This is a genomic window from Actinoalloteichus spitiensis RMV-1378 (assembly GCF_000239155.1).
GTDB lineage: Bacteria > Actinomycetota > Actinomycetes > Mycobacteriales > Pseudonocardiaceae > Actinoalloteichus_B > Actinoalloteichus_B spitiensis.
Window position 1 is genome coordinate 1 of record NZ_AGVX02000409.1, and the last position, 15,893, is coordinate 15,893.

At 71.1% G+C, this 15,893-nt stretch carries 12 protein-coding genes and 1 tRNA gene; 8 read left to right on the forward strand and 5 right to left on the reverse strand.

Annotation, left to right across the window (positions count from 1 at the left end; all coding sequences use genetic code 11):
* Positions 1-298: 298 nt before the first annotated feature.
* Entirely contained in the window at positions 299-1,345 is a 1,047-nt protein-coding gene (locus tag ACTIDRAF_RS0217795; RefSeq protein ID WP_016700077.1) for a class I SAM-dependent methyltransferase, read from the reverse strand.
* 340 nt (positions 1,346-1,685) lie between these two features.
* Here ACTIDRAF_RS0217795 and ACTIDRAF_RS0217800 point away from each other — a divergent pair, with 340 nt between their 5' ends.
* Together ACTIDRAF_RS0217800 and ACTIDRAF_RS0217805 are read left to right on the forward strand one after the other, a co-directional pair.
* On the forward strand, positions 1,686-2,243 hold the full coding sequence (locus ACTIDRAF_RS0217800) for a TetR/AcrR family transcriptional regulator (RefSeq protein WP_016700078.1): 558 nt from the start codon (positions 1,686-1,688) through the stop codon (positions 2,241-2,243).
* Between the two features lie 86 nt (positions 2,244-2,329).
* A complete protein-coding gene (locus tag ACTIDRAF_RS0217805) occupies positions 2,330-3,121 on the forward strand; it encodes a VOC family protein (protein ID WP_016700079.1) in 792 nt (263 codons plus the stop codon).
* Positions 3,122-3,166: 45 nt separating this feature from the next.
* On the opposite strand, the gene ACTIDRAF_RS0217810 is transcribed toward ACTIDRAF_RS0217805, so the two are convergent.
* The 4 genes from ACTIDRAF_RS0217810 to ACTIDRAF_RS0217825 all read right to left on the reverse strand — a co-directional run bounded on the left by ACTIDRAF_RS0217810 (position 3,167) and on the right by ACTIDRAF_RS0217825 (position 8,771).
* Positions 3,167-6,043, reverse strand: coding sequence for an L-tyrosine/L-tryptophan isonitrile synthase family protein (locus ACTIDRAF_RS0217810; protein ID WP_245533576.1), 2,877 nt, complete (start codon positions 6,041-6,043; stop codon positions 3,167-3,169).
* A gap of 402 nt (positions 6,044-6,445) precedes the next feature.
* Positions 6,446-7,096: an SDR family oxidoreductase gene (locus ACTIDRAF_RS0217815; RefSeq protein ID WP_016700081.1), complete on the reverse strand. Its 651-nt coding sequence runs from the start codon at positions 7,094-7,096 to the stop codon at positions 6,446-6,448.
* A gap of 59 nt (positions 7,097-7,155) precedes the next feature.
* Positions 7,156-7,809, reverse strand: a complete 654-nt coding sequence (locus ACTIDRAF_RS0217820; RefSeq protein ID WP_016700082.1) for a hypothetical protein — start codon at positions 7,807-7,809, stop codon at positions 7,156-7,158.
* Between the two features lie 876 nt (positions 7,810-8,685).
* Positions 8,686-8,771 (reverse strand) — tRNA-Leu (locus ACTIDRAF_RS0217825).
* 131 nt (positions 8,772-8,902) lie between these two features.
* On the opposite strand from ACTIDRAF_RS0217825, the gene ACTIDRAF_RS0217830 reads away from it, so the two are divergent.
* The 6 genes from ACTIDRAF_RS0217830 to ACTIDRAF_RS0217855 form a co-directional block, all read left to right on the forward strand.
* The gene (locus ACTIDRAF_RS0217830) at positions 8,903-10,039 is read left to right on the forward strand and encodes an FHA domain-containing protein (protein WP_026066225.1); all 1,137 of its coding nucleotides are present in this window, start codon (positions 8,903-8,905) and stop codon (positions 10,037-10,039) included.
* An 86-nt stretch (positions 10,040-10,125) separates the two neighbouring features.
* A complete protein-coding gene (locus tag ACTIDRAF_RS0217835) occupies positions 10,126-10,587 on the forward strand; it encodes an FHA domain-containing protein FhaB/FipA (protein ID WP_016700086.1) in 462 nt (153 codons plus the stop codon).
* Positions 10,584-12,056: a PP2C family protein-serine/threonine phosphatase gene (locus tag ACTIDRAF_RS0217840; protein WP_016700087.1), complete on the forward strand. Its 1,473-nt coding sequence runs from the start codon at positions 10,584-10,586 to the stop codon at positions 12,054-12,056. Before ACTIDRAF_RS0217835 ends, ACTIDRAF_RS0217840 begins: the two co-directional genes overlap by 4 nt.
* Positions 12,056-13,555 carry an FtsW/RodA/SpoVE family cell cycle protein gene (locus tag ACTIDRAF_RS0217845; RefSeq protein WP_016700088.1) on the forward strand — a complete coding sequence of 500 codons (1,500 nt, stop codon included), beginning with the start codon at positions 12,056-12,058 and terminating at the stop codon, positions 13,553-13,555. Before ACTIDRAF_RS0217840 ends, ACTIDRAF_RS0217845 begins: the two co-directional genes overlap by 1 nt.
* Positions 13,552-15,021 carry a peptidoglycan D,D-transpeptidase FtsI family protein gene (locus ACTIDRAF_RS0217850; protein ID WP_016700089.1) on the forward strand — a complete coding sequence of 490 codons (1,470 nt, stop codon included), beginning with the start codon at positions 13,552-13,554 and terminating at the stop codon, positions 15,019-15,021. Before ACTIDRAF_RS0217845 ends, ACTIDRAF_RS0217850 begins: the two co-directional genes overlap by 4 nt.
* A 3-nt stretch (positions 15,022-15,024) precedes the next feature.
* Positions 15,025-15,893, forward strand: an 869-nt coding sequence (locus tag ACTIDRAF_RS0217855) for a serine/threonine-protein kinase (protein WP_016700090.1), incomplete at its 3' end; no start/stop codon positions are given.

Genomic DNA, 15,893 nt, shown 5'->3' on the forward strand with positions numbered 1-15,893 from the left:
GTCCACTCCCCGGCAGAAGATCGACGAAGACCTCCGCGGGCCGGTGCCGGCACTCCCCTCCCCCGAACGGCACCGGTCCGCGGATTCCCACCAGCTTCGCCCGCTCCGTCCGGTGGACGGGGCCCGGCGAAGCGCCCGCCCTCCCGCCTGGGCCGCCCGACCCGCACCCGTCGGACGCCGGCCCCGGAGGGCCGCCAGGAACGGGCCCGGGTTCCGTCGCCGCCCACACCGACGCGGACCCGGGCCCGTTCCCCCTGTCGCCGCTCGCCGCCCCGCCACGGCGGGGCGCCGCGCCGCGTCACCTCGGTCGGCAGACGACCCCGTTGTGCGTCTTGATCTCACCGTGGCGCAGTACCTCGAAGCCGTTCTCGTACGCGTAGAGGCCGAGCTGTTCGACGGTCTGGAGTTCGCGGTAGGAGAAGTTCATCAGGTCCCCGAAGAGCCGGTAGAACATGCGGGTGCGCAGCGCCACCCTGGGCGTGGTGAGGATCGCGTACCCCCCGGGGCGCAGGAACCGGCGGTGCCAGTCGAAGGCCTCGGGCTTGTGCTGGTCGGGGAAGTGCTCGATGAGTCCGATGGAGACGACGACGTCGAACTCCGGTCCGAAGTCCAGGTCGCGGATGTCGGAGACGAGGTAGCTGATGTTCATCTGGTCCCGGTGCCAGACCCGGGCTGAGCCGGTGGCGGGGTCGGCGCCGAGGAAGGGGTAGTCGGCCGGGAACGACCCGAAGCGGTGGTCGCGGCAGTACTCGTCGTAGTCGACGAGTACTGACTCCCCTCCCGGGTACATGGCGGCGAGCAGCATGGCCTCGTAGCCGTCGGCGGCGCCGAGGAAGAGGACGCGGGGCCGCCTCAGCTCCAGCCCGGAGAAGAGGGACCGTTTGGCACGGGGGTCCCACACGGTGTCCCCGACCCGGTGGGCCTGGTTCCACACCGTCCAGCGGGCGACCTCGCCGATCGCGCGCCGGGCCGCGTCCAGCTCCGCCCTCCGCAGCCGGATCCCGGCCGCCCGTAGCGCCTCGGCCCTGGCCGCGACCGGGTCGGTGTCGAAGAGGTGCTGGAACGAGCGGTTGAACATCTTCCACGCCTCGGGCACGGGCAGGGTCCGTCCGGTACCGGATTCCCAGCTCAGCCGGCCGGCCGCCCAGTTCTCCACCCGGTAGGGGCGGCCCACGTCCCGCCAGTCGAGCGAGGCGAAGTCCACCGGGCGGGACGCGGCGAAGACATCGCGGGTGGTGGGACGCAGGTCCGCGCGGTAGGTGTCCCGGATCTCGGTGCGTCCGAGGTCGTGCTCTCCCCACCGCCGCGCGGGCGGGGAGGGAGTGGGTGAGGCACCGCCAGTCATCTCGACCTCCTCGTCAAGCCGAAGGCGTGCTGTCGATCGTCGGGGCCGGGGTCCCGACGACGTGGAGCCGGCCGTGCCTTCGCTCAATCTGGTCAGTCCGCGTGGCCTCTGACCGTTCCACTCGTTGATCGAGTGTCGGACACTCTGGGTGAGTCCCCGACAGGCAACAAACACGAATCCTATTCACATAATAGGAGTGTTCCCCGTCCGGACACGCTTCGTCCGCCGGACGGCGGAGCCGTTCCCCCGCAGGCCGCGGGTACCGAGAGGGAGAGCGGAATTGACGACCGGCATCACCTCGCTGCGCAGGAGGCCAGTCCAGCAGCGCAGCGCACAGCGGGTGGAGCGGATGCTCACCGCGTGCGCCGAACTCGTGTCTGAGCTGGGATACGACGGGGTCACCACGACGCTCATCGCCGAGCGCGCCGGAGTGGCGGTCGGCTCGCTCTACCAGTTCTTCCCCGACAAGCGCGCCGTGGTCCAGGAACTGACGCTGCGGAACCTGGACAGCTTCCTGGCGGAACTCTCGAAACGCTTCGCCGATCCCGCGATGGAGCACTGGTGGCAGGCGGCGGACGCGGTGTTCGACCTCTACATCTCGATGCACCGCACCGTCCCGGGTTTCTCGTCACTGCACTTCGGCGACGTCGTCGACCTGCGCCTGCTCGACGGTCGCAAGGACAACAACATGGTCCTGGCCGAACGCCTGACGGTGCTCTTCGCCAACCGCTTCGACCTGCCACCGGACCGGCTGAGGCTCCCGTTGGCCGTGGCGATCGAGGCAGCCGACGCCGTGCTCAACCTCGCGTTCCGCGAGGATCCCGACGGTGCACCGGAGATCCTCGCCGAGGCCAGGGCGATGGTGCGCGGGTACCTCGCGACGAGACTGGACGCCTGATCCCGACGGCTCCCGCGTGGCCGGCCCGACGGAGCGGCCCTATGGTCGAGGCGGGCAGCCCGTACGCCGGCCAGAGGAGCGCACCCATGAGCGAGGGTCCACCCCGGTACCGCGAGGGCACGCCGTGCTGGGTCGACCTGCTGACCGACGACCGGGACGCGGCGGCGGAGTTCTACGGGCAGCTCTTCGGGTGGGACTTCGCGGTGGGTGATCCGGCGGCGGGGCTCTACACGTTCTGCCAGGTCGGTGGGCACTCGGTCGCCGGCATCGCGCGCCGGTCCGCCGGCGGGGCGACCGAGGCGGTCTGGACGACCTACCTCGCCGTCGACGACGCCGCCGGAGCCGCCGCGCGGATCAGGGCCGCGGGCGGTGTGGCGACCGAGCCGCTGGAGCTGGCCGAACACGCCGTCCTGCTGACCGCCTCGGACGCCGTGGGCGCGGTGTTCGGGGTGTGGCAGGCGGGTGACTTCCCGGGCGCCGAGCTCGTCGACGAGCCCGGTTCGCTGGTGTGGAACGAACTGGTCGTGTCGGACGGCGACCGCGCCATCGACTTCTACCACCGGGTCTTCGGTCACGGGGCCCGGACCTCCCCCGACTCCGACTACGCCGTCCTCGAACTGGACGACCAACCCGTGGGCGGGGTGCTCCCGCTCCGCGCCGTCGAGGAGCCGATCGCGGCCCTCGGACCGCACTGGGCGGTCTACTTCGGGGTGGAGTCGACCGAGGACACCCTCGCGCACGCCCGTCGGCTCGGCGCGACGACCGTCGACGGCCCGAACGACACCCCCTACGGTCGGGTCGCCACCCTCCGCGACCCGCAGGGAGCGTTCTTCAGCGTGGTCGACGCGAGGGACGTGGATCCCCCGGACGGCGGCTGACCGGGGCCGGCCGGTGGCTTGACGGCCTCGGCCCACCCGGCCCGATCACCGGCGGCGAAGCCGGACCCCGGCGAGGAACTCGCCGTCGATCACCGGTGCCGCTCGTCCTGGAAGGACCCTCGTCATCGTCGGCGGCACCATCATCCACGGCTGGCCGGGCCCCAACAGCGGCGAGTAGACGGGCACGAACGAGTGGTTCTGGAGTGACACCGCGAAGTCGACCGACACGTGCCCCTTCGTGTCGACCGCGCCGGTCCCGTGCCACGGCAGCAGTCCCGATCCTCCCAGGCAGGAGAACCCGCAGTGTCCGGGTTTGGGCACGTTGGTCAGTCGCACCCGGTGCGGGTAGAGCCGGTCGTAGCCGAGGTCCCGGTCGACGCGGAGCACGGCGACGTAGCGGACAGCGCTCTCCCAGGCCGAGCGGAGCACCCGGCGACGAGCGGCCGCGACCACCGGCGGGGTGCCCGGCCCGGTGGAACGGATGTCGGCGAACACGCGCCGCGCCCACCGGGGCCGGTGCACTCCGGGCGGGGTCGGCAGCGGAGTGGAGAACAGCAGCGAGCCGAAGAAGTCCGGCAGCTTCGCCACCAGGTCGGCGAGTGGGCCGGCGGGGGTGGTGGCGATCCGCTCGTCGAGGGCGGCCGGCCCCGCCACGGGGTCGAAGCCGGCGAAGTGGTCGTGCAACGCCCGCTCGTACCACCCGATCCGCCGTTCCCGGTGCGCTCGCAGCCCGGGGCCGAGCTTCTCCTCCGCTACCTCGTCGACGTCGCGGAGCTCGATCTCGGCGGTCCCGGCCACCATCCGGAGGTAGTCCCCCATCTTCGCCTGGTAGGCGGCCGCCAGCGGTGCCGGCCGGCGGCGGAAGTGGTGCTGGTCGGTCAGGACGGTGATCCGGACGCCGGGCTGGTGCACCGCCCCGACCGTCTGCGCGACCTCCCGGAGGCGGACCAGGGCGCCGAGCTCGGCGAGGTCGGGCAGCGGACCGGTGGCCTTCAGGCCGTTCTGGTCGTGCTTCACCGGGAAACCGGTGAGGACGAGGCGCACGGGCGCACCATCCCGGACGAAGGGCACCAGGTCCTGGCGGGCGACGTCCAGCGGGTAGTGCGACCGGGAGCCCTTGAGGAACTGCTTCCTCGTGAGGAGGTGGTGCACCAACGCCACCGTCCGCTCCTCCTCCCCGGCCCGGCGCAGCCGGTGGCCGAGGTGCTGGTGGGCGTTGTCCACCGCGCGTTTGGCCGCCCAGTCGGCGTGTGCGACGAGCTGGTCGACCAGGACCCGGCTCTGCTCCTCGTCGAGGGAGACGGCGTGGTCGGTGAGCAGCCGGCCTCCGCGCATCGACCCGACGTCCAGCCCTGCCAGCGACCGGGCGTGCGACAGCGCCGGTCCCGCCGGCCGGGGCGGATACCCCGTCGCGCGGGGGGACGACCACCGCCCGTCGAGGTCGGCCGCCGACCTCGGTCCCCCCCTGACGAAGCGGAGCAACGGGTGGTCGAAGTTCAGCAGGTCCGCGGTTCCCGGGTCGAGCCGGCGGAACTCCTCCGCCACCGTCTCGGCGACCGCCGCCCTGACCTCGGCGGCGCCGCGTTCCGGCCAGGCTCCGACACGCAGGAAGGCGGAGACCATCAGCCCGAGGGTCCGGTGCAGTGCCCGCATGACACCGGCCACCCGAACCGGGCCCTCCCCTGGCGTGAGGGGGGTGAGGGGGTCGCGGAGCACGGCCCGGCCGGTCAACCTCAGTTCCGGGGACAGCTCGGCGGAGACCGCCCGTTCGTGCGGGCCGCCCACGAGGAGTCGGTGGTGGTCGAGGAGGACGGTGACGGTCGAGGTCAACGGCCGGACCAGGTACTCGGTGAAGTTCTCCAGCTCCCCCTCCCAGTGCTCCGCCCTCGCGTCGATCACCGTGCGCAGGAGTGGCCGGCCCCCTGGCGGGGGCGGGCGCAGGAGCGCGTCGAGGGTGACCGCGACGGTGCCGGCGGGATACCGGGGGTGGGCGGGAACCGGCTCCGGGGAGCGGATCAGCAGCGCGCGGCCGGTGTCGCCCTCGGACAGTGCGGCGAGCGCCGGTTGGGTGGCGCAGTGCAGCCGCAGGAAGGGGTCGGACTCCACCACCGCGTGCAGGGCTCGCCAGCCGTCCATGCGGCCGAGCGCCGCCCGGCCGTCAATTCCCGGGGAAGGGCACGCGGCGCGGGGCGCCGGGACGTCGGCGATCGAGTCCGGTGGCGTCCGGGGCGCAGCGAGGACCGGGTCGGCGTCGGCGACGAACGCGCCCAGGTCGGCCTCCAGCTCCACCTCCCAGTCCGGACCGCGGTCCTGGGCGGGACGGGCACCGGGGCCGGGAGGCCGGGCGACGACGACGGTGCCGGGCCGGGCGGGCAGCGGTACCACCAGTCCTCGCCGGGGCAGGACGAGACCACCGTCCGCCCCGCGGAAGAAGGCGATCTTCTCGGCGGCGAGGTCGGCGAGGCCGTCGGGCAGGTCGTGGTCGGCCGGTATCCGGGCCAGCCGGCTCCCCTCGGCGCCCTCGGGGCACAGCGGGCCCCCGTCATCTCCCCCACCGCCCCCGGGGGAGTCGGGAACTCGCCACAGCTCGGGGCGTCCTCCCGTCTCCAGCTCGACCGTGGTCCGTTCGACCCAGTTCCTGGTCCGCCTCCGACGGGTCCGGCGGAGCCTGGTCAGTTGGCGGAGGACGGCGGCCCGGTCCGACGGGTCGGGCAGCCGAACGCCGGTTCCCGTACCGGGGCCGGTGAGCACCACGTTCCCGTTCCGGCGTTCGACGGAGAGCCCGTACCCGCCCTCCCGCAGCAGCCCCTCGATGGGGGCGAGGTCCGGGTCGGCGGGTTTCGGTGGTGGTGCTGGTGTCCGGGCCTGGTGGGCCCGTGCCACGAGTTCCGGCGCCACCACCCGCGTTCCGCCCTGAGTCATCAACTGTGCCAGCGCCTCCCTCACCTCACCACAGCCAGGGCACGGCGCCCGCTGTCGTCGACCCTCTCCGACGGGCGCACGCCATCCCGGCTGGCTGTCACCGAATTGCCCGGTCGGAAAGTCGAAGACCGACATCCCCCACCCGCGGACTCCAGATCACACGACTATGCATTGTGGCAAGGCGGGCAACCGCCGTCGAACCACCTGGGTAAGAGGAGAATCACCCGATGCGACGCGAATGGCAGGAATTGGAGCGAGCAAGCGGATGGTAAATATTACTGAGCGTGATAGCGAGGGTTCATCACCTGCGGCGAAGGGCCGCTCCCGTTTTCCGGGAGCGGCCCTTCCACGCCTTGAGCGCCACGGCCTGCCGGCGGTGTACCACCGCTGGTGAGATCCGCGTCAGATGGCGGCGACCGCCTCCGCGACCGGGGTATCGCCGCCGACGAGTTCCAGCGTTTTCCTCCGCGCCGCACCACTGCCCAACAGCTCCAGGAGAACCGCGGCCACGTCCGTTCGGGAAACCTGACCCGGGTCCACCCGTTCCGCCAGGCGGACCCGCCCGGCACCCGGGTCGTCGGTCAGCCGTCCCGGTCGCAGAATGGTCCAGTCCAGATTCCGCGATCGCAAATCCTCTTCGGCGGCCGCTTTCGCCCGGAGATAGGCCGAGAAGACCTCGTCCATCCCCTCGTCGGCAGCCCGTTCCAGGCCCATCGCACTGATCTGGAGGAACCTGGGCACCCGCGCCGCCTCAGCGGCGTCCGCGAGGAGCACGGCGGCGGCACGGTCCACGGTGTCCTTCCTCGCCGCGCCACTGCCCGGCCCCGCACCGGCGGCGAAGACCACGGCGTCCGCTCCCTCCAGCTGTCGCACGACCTCGTCCCGGCCCGAGGACTCCAGGTCGAGCACGACGCCGCTCGCTCCCGTGCTGGCGACGTCGTCGAGGTGGCCGGGATCGCGGACCAGTCCGGTGACGCTGTCACCCCGCGCGGCCAGCATCCGCTCCAGGATGAGTGCGATCTTCCCGTGTCCTCCGGCGATGACTACATGCATTCGAGAACGTTAACCGCTCGGGGCCGGAGACGCCGCCCGCGACGGAGCCACCGGCGGTGTCAGTCGGTGAGGCAGCCCCTCCGGTCGGCCACGTCCCGCACCATGTGCGCGATCAGCCGCTCGTAGACCAGCTCCCGGAGCCATCTTCCGGTCACCGACCCCGCGGGGCTCACCGTGTCGGCCCACGCCGTCTGGTCGATGCGCAGCGTGTGGTCGTCGGCGGTGAGGACGGAGACGCCGTGCCGGCGGGCGCGGCCCGGCGCGTTGTCCAGGTAGTCGTCGATGCCGTGGACCGCCGAGGGCAGCACCATCGCCGCCCCGCAGTGCCGGGCGAAGGGAGCGGCCGCTCCCAGGGCGGTCCGCCAGTGGCGGGCGAAGGAGATGACACCCGACAGGCGCACCGCGGGTGGGGGCACGCGCCCAACCATCTCGGGCCACGTCCAGGTGGCCACCGAGGTGCGGTCGGTGTTGGGTCCGAAACCGAGGCACAGCCTCTCGGCGTGGGCCTCGGCAACCAGTTCGGCGACGGGGACGACCCGTCGCCCGAGCAATGTCATGGCGGGCAGGGCCACGCCGCGCCAACCGAGAACGGAGACCGCCGCCTCGCTCAGGCTCTCGGGTGGATCCGACAGGTCGACCTCCGGCCTCGGCCGGGTGGGCAACACGTCGGAATGGGGTCCGGTCGCGTGCCCAGGTGTGCGGCTCACCGGCATCGCCTCCTCGGGGTGAACAGCGACGCTATTCGGTCGCGATGAATGTTCGTTAAGCAGAGTTACCAGCTCTGTTGACAAACTCCTCCAGAACGGTGCGAGCACTGCGACCGACGGCGTTGAGCGGTCGATGACCGGTCGATGACCGGCTCCCGGGTTTCGGTCGAGCAATGCCGCCGTTCGAGTGACCAGCGAAAACCAGCGGACGAAAGAACCAGCGAGTAGTACTATTCGTTGTGATTATCGATCCCGCCCCGGGAACTTCCCGGTGGCGGAGGCGAGGACCAGCCCCGAAGCCCCACCAGCTCGGGGTGCGGCCGAACGGACTATTCCAGGGGTTCTTCCGGCGGACATGGGAAGAGCAGGCGAACGACCGCCCGAGTTCGCGCACGAAGGGCGGAATCCCGCGCTCCGACACGTCCCGTCACCCACCCGCCACTTCTGGGGTGACTTTTGCCCGAACTGAACAGAACATCACCAAGGCCGCTCCGGGAGAACGAACCGACGGATCGCCGAAAGCGCATCCAGGCCCGACGAATGGACGTCCTGGTTCCACCACCGCCGAAACGAAGTCATCGCAATTCGCCAGCCACCAGGAGAAGCCGACCGGGACCCGTGGGCGGTCAACCTTCCGCATGATCACGGCCCACAGCCCGACCGCGGCCCCGACGGCCCCTCGCCGGCCGCCCCGAACCCCGACCACGTCGGACCCCGGGACGACACGACCCGGACCGACCCGGGAGGAGGATCAGGACCCCGTGCGCGGCCGGCCTGAGACGACCGGGGACGGGGTTGCCTGGGCGGGGGCGAAAGGGACCACCCACGAACGACAACGGGCGGCTCCGCCACGCGATGCGTGAACGGGAGCCGCCCGTAGGGTGGTGGGCGAGGAGGGAGTTGAACCCTCACGTCCTTACGGACACACGGACCTGAACCGTGCGCGTCTGCCATTCCGCCACTCGCCCGAGTGGAGTTGGTCTCGCTGACCGACGACGAAAGCCTAGCACGCCCCAGAACCTAGTTGGAACGGGGGCATGTCCCACCCCTCCGGCACGGATACGATCGGGGAGGTAGTCGCATCAGGTGGAGGTATGTCGTGGGCCTCGTGCAGCGCTTCGAGCGCCGTCTCGAAGGCGTCATTGGTAACACCTTCGCCCGGGTGTTCGGCGGCAGCGTCGTCCCGCAGGAACTGGCCCAGAGCCTGCAGCGCGACGCCGACGGCAACGTCCGGGAACTGGCTGGCGGTCGCCTCCTGGCCCCCAACCACTTCGTGGTAACGCTGGGTCCCGGTGACCACGATCGACTATCGGGCAACGAGCAACAGGTCACCCAGCTGCTCGCTGACTGCGTCAAGGAGCACCTCGCCGAACAAGGGTGGGATACATATGGTGACGTCGTAGTCTCCCTGGAGCGCTCTGAAACGCTGCACACGGGACAGTTCCGAACCAGCTCGTCCGTCGACCCGGATGCGGGTCAGCGGCCGGCACCACCTCGCAACACAGGAGAACGACCCATGAGCCAGCCACCCGGCCAGCAGTACCCCGAGAGCGACCCGTACGGCCAGCCCGGCCAGTACGGGTATGACCAGGGCTACGGCCAGGGCCAGTACGGTTACGACCAGGGCTACGGCCAGGGCCAGCCCGGCTACGACCAGGGCTACGGCCAGCAGCAACAGGGCTACGGCGGCGCCCCGCAGGGTTACGACCAGGGCTACGGCCAGCAGCCGCAACAGGGCTACGGCGGCCAGCCCGGCTACGACCAGCAGCAGCAACAGGGCTACGGCGGTGCCCCGCAGGGTTACGACCAGGGCTACGGCGGCGCCCCCCAGGGTTACGACCAGGGCTACGGCCAGCAGCCGCAACAGGGCTACGGCGGCCAGCCCGGCTACGACCAGCAGGGGGCCCCCGGGTACGCCCCGCCGGCAGTGCGCACCGGCCCCCGACAGGTGACGGCTATCCTTCAGCTGGACGACGGCTCGAACCGCACCTACACGCTGACCCAGGGCAGCAATGTCGTCGGGCGAGGTCAGGACGCGCACTTCCGGCTGCCCGACACCGGTGTCTCCCGGCGCCACCTGGAGATCACCTGGGATGGGCAGAGTGCGACGCTGGCCGACCTCGGTTCCACCAACGGGACCACGGTCAACGGCAACTCGGTGCAGACTTGGCAGCTTGCTGACGGCGACGTCGTCCGCATCGGCCACTCGTCCCTGGTGTTCCGGAGCCAGGGCTGAGACGGCCGTACCTTTTGGGTGTCCTCCAGGCGGGAGCGGTCGGAGACAGTGGAAGACGGGTATCCCCACGCGGGTGGGGGTGAATCGTGCCAGAGCTGGTGATCCAGCTGACCAGAGCGGGGTTCCTCGCTCTGCTCTGGTTGTTCGTGCTGGCCGCGCTCCGGGTGGTTCGCTCCGATCTCTACGCTGCCTCCGGGTTGCGGGCGTCGGTGCCGAACACCCGGCGGGCGCAGCCCCGGCAGCCCAAGGGTGCGAAGTCCCCCCGGCAGCTCCTGGTCACCCAGGGCGCGCTGGCCGGGACGCGGATCGCCCTGGACGGCCGGCCCATCTCGATCGGCAGGGCGGACGACTCCACGCTGGTGCTCGACGACGACTACGCCTCGACGCGGCACGCACGGCTGGTGCTGCGCGGCAGTGACTGGTACGTGGAGGACCTCGGCTCCACCAACGGCACCTACCTCGACCGGGCGAAGGTCACGGGTCCGACCCGAGTCCCGCTCAGGGCCCCGATCCGTATTGGCAAGACGGTGATCGAGCTGCACTCATGACCCTCGTCCTCCGCTACGCGGCCCGCAGTGACCGTGGACTGGTTCGTTCCAACAACCAGGACTCCGTCTACGCCGGCCCCCGACTCCTGGCCCTCGCCGACGGCATGGGCGGCCACGCCGCGGGCGAGGTCGCGAGCAAGGTCGTCATCGCGGCCCTGGCCCCCCTCGATGACGACGAGCCGGGCGACGACCTCCTCGGCCAGCTCGAGGACGCCGTCAGCAACGGCAACGGCATGCTCAACGAGCTGGTGGCCGGTGATCCCGAACTGGAGGGGATGGGCACCACGCTGACGGCGGTGCTCTTCGCCGGCAGCCGGCTCGGGATGGTCCACGTCGGTGACTCCCGGGCCTACCTGCTGCGGGACGGCACCCTCGGGCAGATCACCCACGACGACACCTTCGTGCAGTCCCTGATCGACGAAGGCCGGATCACCGAGCAGGACGCGGCCAACCACCCACAGCGTTCGCTGTTGTTGCGCGCGTTGACCGGCAACGACGTCGAACTGACCCTCACCGTCCGGGAAGCCAGAGCGGGCGACCGCTACCTGCTCTGCTCCGACGGGCTCTCCGGCGTGGTCACCCACGAGACGCTGGACGAGGCGCTGCGCATCACCGACCCGCAGGCCTGCGCCGACCGCCTCATCGAGCTGGCGCTCAAGAGCGGCGGTCCCGACAACGTCACCGTGATCGTCGCCGACGTCGTCGACGTCGAGTTCGGGGAGAACGCCCCCATCGTCGGCGGTGCCGCGGGCGACGGCAGCGAGGACCCGCCGCCTCCGGACTCGGCGGCCGCGCGCGCCTCGGCGACGACGCTGCCCCGCCCGGCACGCCCGGAACCGGCGCGCTCCGCCGAACTCGAGGCGCCCAGGAAGGGGCGGCTCCGGCTCGCGCTCGTCATGCTCCTGGTGCTCGTGCTCCTCGGCGTCGGCGGGTTCTTCGGCTACAGCTGGGTGATGGGCCAGTACTTCGTCGGTACCGCCAGCGACGACAGGGTCGCCATCTTCCAGGGCGTCCAGGGCTCGTTACTCGGTGTCCCCTTCCAACGGGAGGTCGAGGGCTCCTGCGAGGCCGACGCCGCCGACTGCGCCGAGATCAGCATCGCCGACCTGAAACCGGCCGCGCAGGACACGGTGCGGGGCGGGATCATCCGCGAGAGCCTCGAGGAAGCCAGGAACACCATCGCCCGGCTGCGCACCGAGCAGCTGCTCCCGCCGTGCTCCTCCGATGACGACGAGGTCGGCCAGGGCACCCGGAGCGGCGGCGAGGGCACCCGGCCCCAGACCGAGGACGAGGACGCCCCCGGCGACGCTCCCCGCTCGGTCTCGCCGAACGCGGTCTCCGACGTGGAGGAGGCGGGCACGGAGGAGGCCGCGGACAAGTCCGCCCTCTCCCGGCCCGCCGAGACGGCGGCCGAGGAGCAGCCCGAGCCCAGCCAGCAGCCCGGGGTGGACTGCCGGGTGGTCCGGTGATGTCGCAGCCGATGAACCAGCCCTCACCCCCCGGCGACGAGTCACCGACCGTCGCCGCGGCCCCGGCCGGGCCCCCGCCGCCGCCTACCCGGCGGACCACGGAGCTGTGGCTGCTCGCCTTCTCGGCCGCGCTGCTGAGCATCGCCAACATCCTGGTGGACGCCAACCAGGAAGCGGCGCTGACCTCCCAGATCCTGTACAACGGCGCCGCGTTCCTCGCGTTGTTCGCAGCCGCGCACTTCGCGGTGCGGAAGTGGGCCCCTTACGCCGACCCGCTGATCCTGCCCTTCGCGGCCCTGCTCAACGGGTTGGGCCTGGTGATGATCCACCGGATCGATCTCGCGATGGCATCCCGACTGGAGATCAACCCGGAGGACTGGCAGGCCGTCTACTACGGCGGGCCGCTGGTGGGCCGCCAGATCCTCTGGATGGTCATCGGGGTCGCCTTCTTCATCCTCACCCTGTGGCGGATCAAGGACCACCGCCCACTGGCGAAGTACGGCTACACCTGTGGCCTGGTCGGGCTCGTCGCGCTGGCGCTGCCCGGGATCATTCCCTTCCAGTCGATCGCACCCACGATCAACGGCGCGAAGATCTGGCTGACCTTCCCGGGTTTCTCCATCCAGCCGGGTGAGTTCGCGAAGATCCTGTTGACCATCTTCTTCGCGTCCTTCCTGGTCTCCAAGCGGGAGCTGTTCACCGCCGCCGGCCGCACCTTCCTGCGGATGAACTGGCCCAGGGCCCGGGACATGGCGCCGCTCTTCGTCGCCTGGGGCGCCTCGGTGGGTGTGCTGGTCTTCGAACGGGACCTCGGCACCTCGCTGCTGTTCTTCGGGATGGTCCTGGTGATGCTCTACATCGCCACCGAGCGCGCGGCGTGGGTCGTGCTGGGGCTGACGCTGTTCGTCGGTGGCTGCCTCGTCGCCTACCAGCTCTTCGGCCACGTCCGGCAGCGGATCGCGAACTGGATCGACCCCTTCGCCACCTACGATGAGGCCGGCGGCGGCTACCAGATCGTGCAGTCGCTGTTCAGCCTCGGTTCCGGGGGGATCTTCGGCAGCGGTCTCGGGTCCGGGCGACCGGACATCGTGCCGGAGCCGCACACCGACTTCATCACGGTCGGCATGGGTGAGGAGATGGGCTTCGTCGGCCTGAGCGCCGTGCTCATCCTCTACCTGCTGCTGGTCATGCGGGGCCTGCGGTCGGCGCTGGCGGTGCGGGACAGCTTCGGCAAGCTGATGGCGGGAGGACTCGCCTTCACCCTCGGTTTCCAGGTCTTCGTCGTCGTCGGCGGCGTGACCAAGCTCATCCCCGCCACCGGTATCACCGCGCCCTTCCTTTCCTATGGCGGGTCCTCGCTGCTGGCCAACTACATCCTGATCGCCCTGCTGCTGCGGATCTCGGACGCCGCGCGTCGGCCGGCGGCGCCGCCGAAGCCGAAGCCGAAGCAGGCGCCGATCGCGGAGGCACACACGGAGATGGTGGCGCGCCCGACATGAACACACCGCTGAGGCGAGTCTCACTGTTCGTGATGCTGTTGGTCGTCGCGCTGATGGCCAACCTCACCTACATCCAGGTGATCAAGGCGGACGAGTACCGCACCGATCCCCGCAACAGCACGCGGAAGTCCCTGGAGGAGTACTCCAGGAAGCGGGGGGACATCCTCGCCGGGGACGAGGTGATCGCGAGCGCGGTCGAGACGGGTGGGCGGCTGCGGTTCCAGCGCACCTACTCCGACGGTCCGGTGTACGCGCCGATCACCGGGTTCTTCTCGGACCGGTTCGGCAGCCGGGGCATCGAGGCGGTGGAGAACGACGTCCTCAACGGTTCGGACGACCGGCTGTTCGTCCGTCGGCTGTCCGACCTGATCACCGGGCGGGACCCGGAGGGCGGCAAGATCCGGCTCACGGTCGACCCGCACGTGCAGCGGGTGGCCTACGACCAGCTCGCGGACCGGGGGTTCACCGGGGCGATCGTGGCGCTCGACCCGAAGACCGGGGCGGTCCTCGCGATGGCGAACACGCCGTCCTACGACCCGAGCCCGCTGGCGGATCACGACAACAACGTGCAGGCCGAGGCGTGGGCGGAGTACACGGAGCGGGAGGACGGCCCGATGCAGAACCGGGCCATCCGGGAGATCCAGCCCCCGGGGTCGACGTTCAAGCTGATCACCGCCGCCGCCGCGTTGGAGAACGGCTGGCGGTCCGACACCGGTGTCAGCCCGGATCCGGTGGTCACCCTGCCGAACACCAGCACCGACCTGCCGAACTTCAACCGCAACCCCTGCGGCATCGGGCAGTCGGCGACCCTGAAGGTCGCGCTGGCCGAGTCCTGCAACGTGCCCTTCGCCGAGATCTCCGGCGAGCTGGGGGCGGACACCATGCGGGAGACCGCGCGGGCGTTCGGGTTCGACGAGGAGCTCTTCATCCCGGTCCGGGTGGAGGCCTCGAGCATGGGCGAGCTGGGCGACGCGGCGCAGCTGTACCAGGCGGGGATCGGGCAGCGGGACGTCCGGGTGACCCCGATGCAGAACGCCCTGATGGCGGCGACGATCGCCAACGGCGGAACGCGGATGGCCCCCTACCTGGTGGACAGCATCCTGGGCCCCGACCTGTCGACGTTGGACAGCACGTCTCCCGACGAGCTGAACCAGGCCATCTCGCCGGAGACGGCGGCGACGCTGACCGACATGATGATCGCCTCCGAGGAGTACACGGGTGGCGGCGGTGACATCCTGCCGAACGTCACGGTGGCGTCGAAGACGGGGACCGCGCAGTGGGGGACCGACCCGGGGGCCAACCCCCCGCACGCCTGGTACGTGGCCTTCGCGCCCGCCGAGGACCCGCAGGTCGCGGTGGCGGTGCTGGTGGAGAGCGGCGGGGACCACAGTCTGGGTGCCACCGGCGGCAAGGTCGCCGCGCCCCTCGGGCGTGAGGTGATGCGGGCCGCCCTCGGAGGTGGCTGACCAGTGCTGACCTCCGGCCAGCTGCTCGCGGACCGCTACCGCCTGGGTAACCGGATCGCGGTCGGCGGCATGGGCGAGGTCTGGGAGGCCTCGGACACCCGCCTGGACCGGACGGTCGCCGTGAAGGTGCTCAAGCCGGAGCTGTGCGGCAACGCCGAGTTCCTGCACCGCTTCCGGACCGAGGCGAGGATGACGGCCTCGCTGAACCACCAGAACATCGCCTCCGTGCACGACTACGGCGAGACGGCGGCGGTCGCTGGCGGCCCGGAGGACACCGCCTACCTGGTGATGGAGCGGGTGGTCGGTGATCCGCTCGCCGCGATCATCGCCACGCAGGGCCGGCTCACCCCGGAACGGACCCTCGACGTGCTGGAGCAGGCCGGGCACGCGTTGCAGGCGGCCCACGAACGCGGGCTGGTGCACCGGGACGTGAAGCCCGGCAACATCATGGTCTCGCCGGACGGTCGGGTGAAGCTGACGGACTTCGGCATCGCCAAGGCGGCGGACGCCGCGCCGGTGACCCGGTCCGGCATGGTGATGGGGACGGCGCACTACATCGCCCCGGAACAGGCCCTGGGCGGGGAGGCCGAACCCACGAGCGACGTGTACTCGCTGGCCGTGGTGGGTTACGAGTGCCTGATGGGCCACCGCCCGTTCGTGTCGGACAACGCCGTCACGGTCGCGATGATGCACATCCGTGAGGTGCCGCCACCACTTCCGGTGGACGTACCGCCCGCGGTACGGGCGCTGATCGACGCGACCCTGGTCAAGGACCCGCGACGTCGGTACCGTAGCGGAGGCGAGTTCGCTGCGGCGGTGGCCGCCGTGCGGGCTGGCCGGCCACTGCCGCCGCCGTCAGGGACTGGCTCCGC

Excerpts from the sequence above, each read along its gene's own strand:
- ACTIDRAF_RS0217795 (WP_016700077.1), bottom strand. The coding sequence starts at position 1,345 with ATGACTGGCGGTGCCTCACCCACTCCCTCCCCGCCCGCGCGGCGGTGG.
- ACTIDRAF_RS0217805 (WP_016700079.1), top strand. The coding sequence starts at position 2,330 with ATGAGCGAGGGTCCACCCCGGTACCGCGAGGGCACGCCGTGCTGGGTC.
- ACTIDRAF_RS0217810 (WP_245533576.1), bottom strand. The coding sequence starts at position 6,043 with ATGACTCAGGGCGGAACGCGGGTGGTGGCGCCGGAACTCGTGGCACGG.
- ACTIDRAF_RS0217815 (WP_016700081.1), bottom strand. The coding sequence starts at position 7,096 with ATGCATGTAGTCATCGCCGGAGGACACGGGAAGATCGCACTCATCCTG.
- ACTIDRAF_RS0217820 (WP_016700082.1), bottom strand. The coding sequence starts at position 7,809 with ATGCCGGTGAGCCGCACACCTGGGCACGCGACCGGACCCCATTCCGAC.
- ACTIDRAF_RS0217840 (WP_016700087.1), top strand. The coding sequence starts at position 10,584 with ATGACCCTCGTCCTCCGCTACGCGGCCCGCAGTGACCGTGGACTGGTT.
- ACTIDRAF_RS0217845 (WP_016700088.1), top strand. The coding sequence starts at position 12,056 with ATGTCGCAGCCGATGAACCAGCCCTCACCCCCCGGCGACGAGTCACCG.
- ACTIDRAF_RS0217850 (WP_016700089.1), top strand. The coding sequence starts at position 13,552 with ATGAACACACCGCTGAGGCGAGTCTCACTGTTCGTGATGCTGTTGGTC.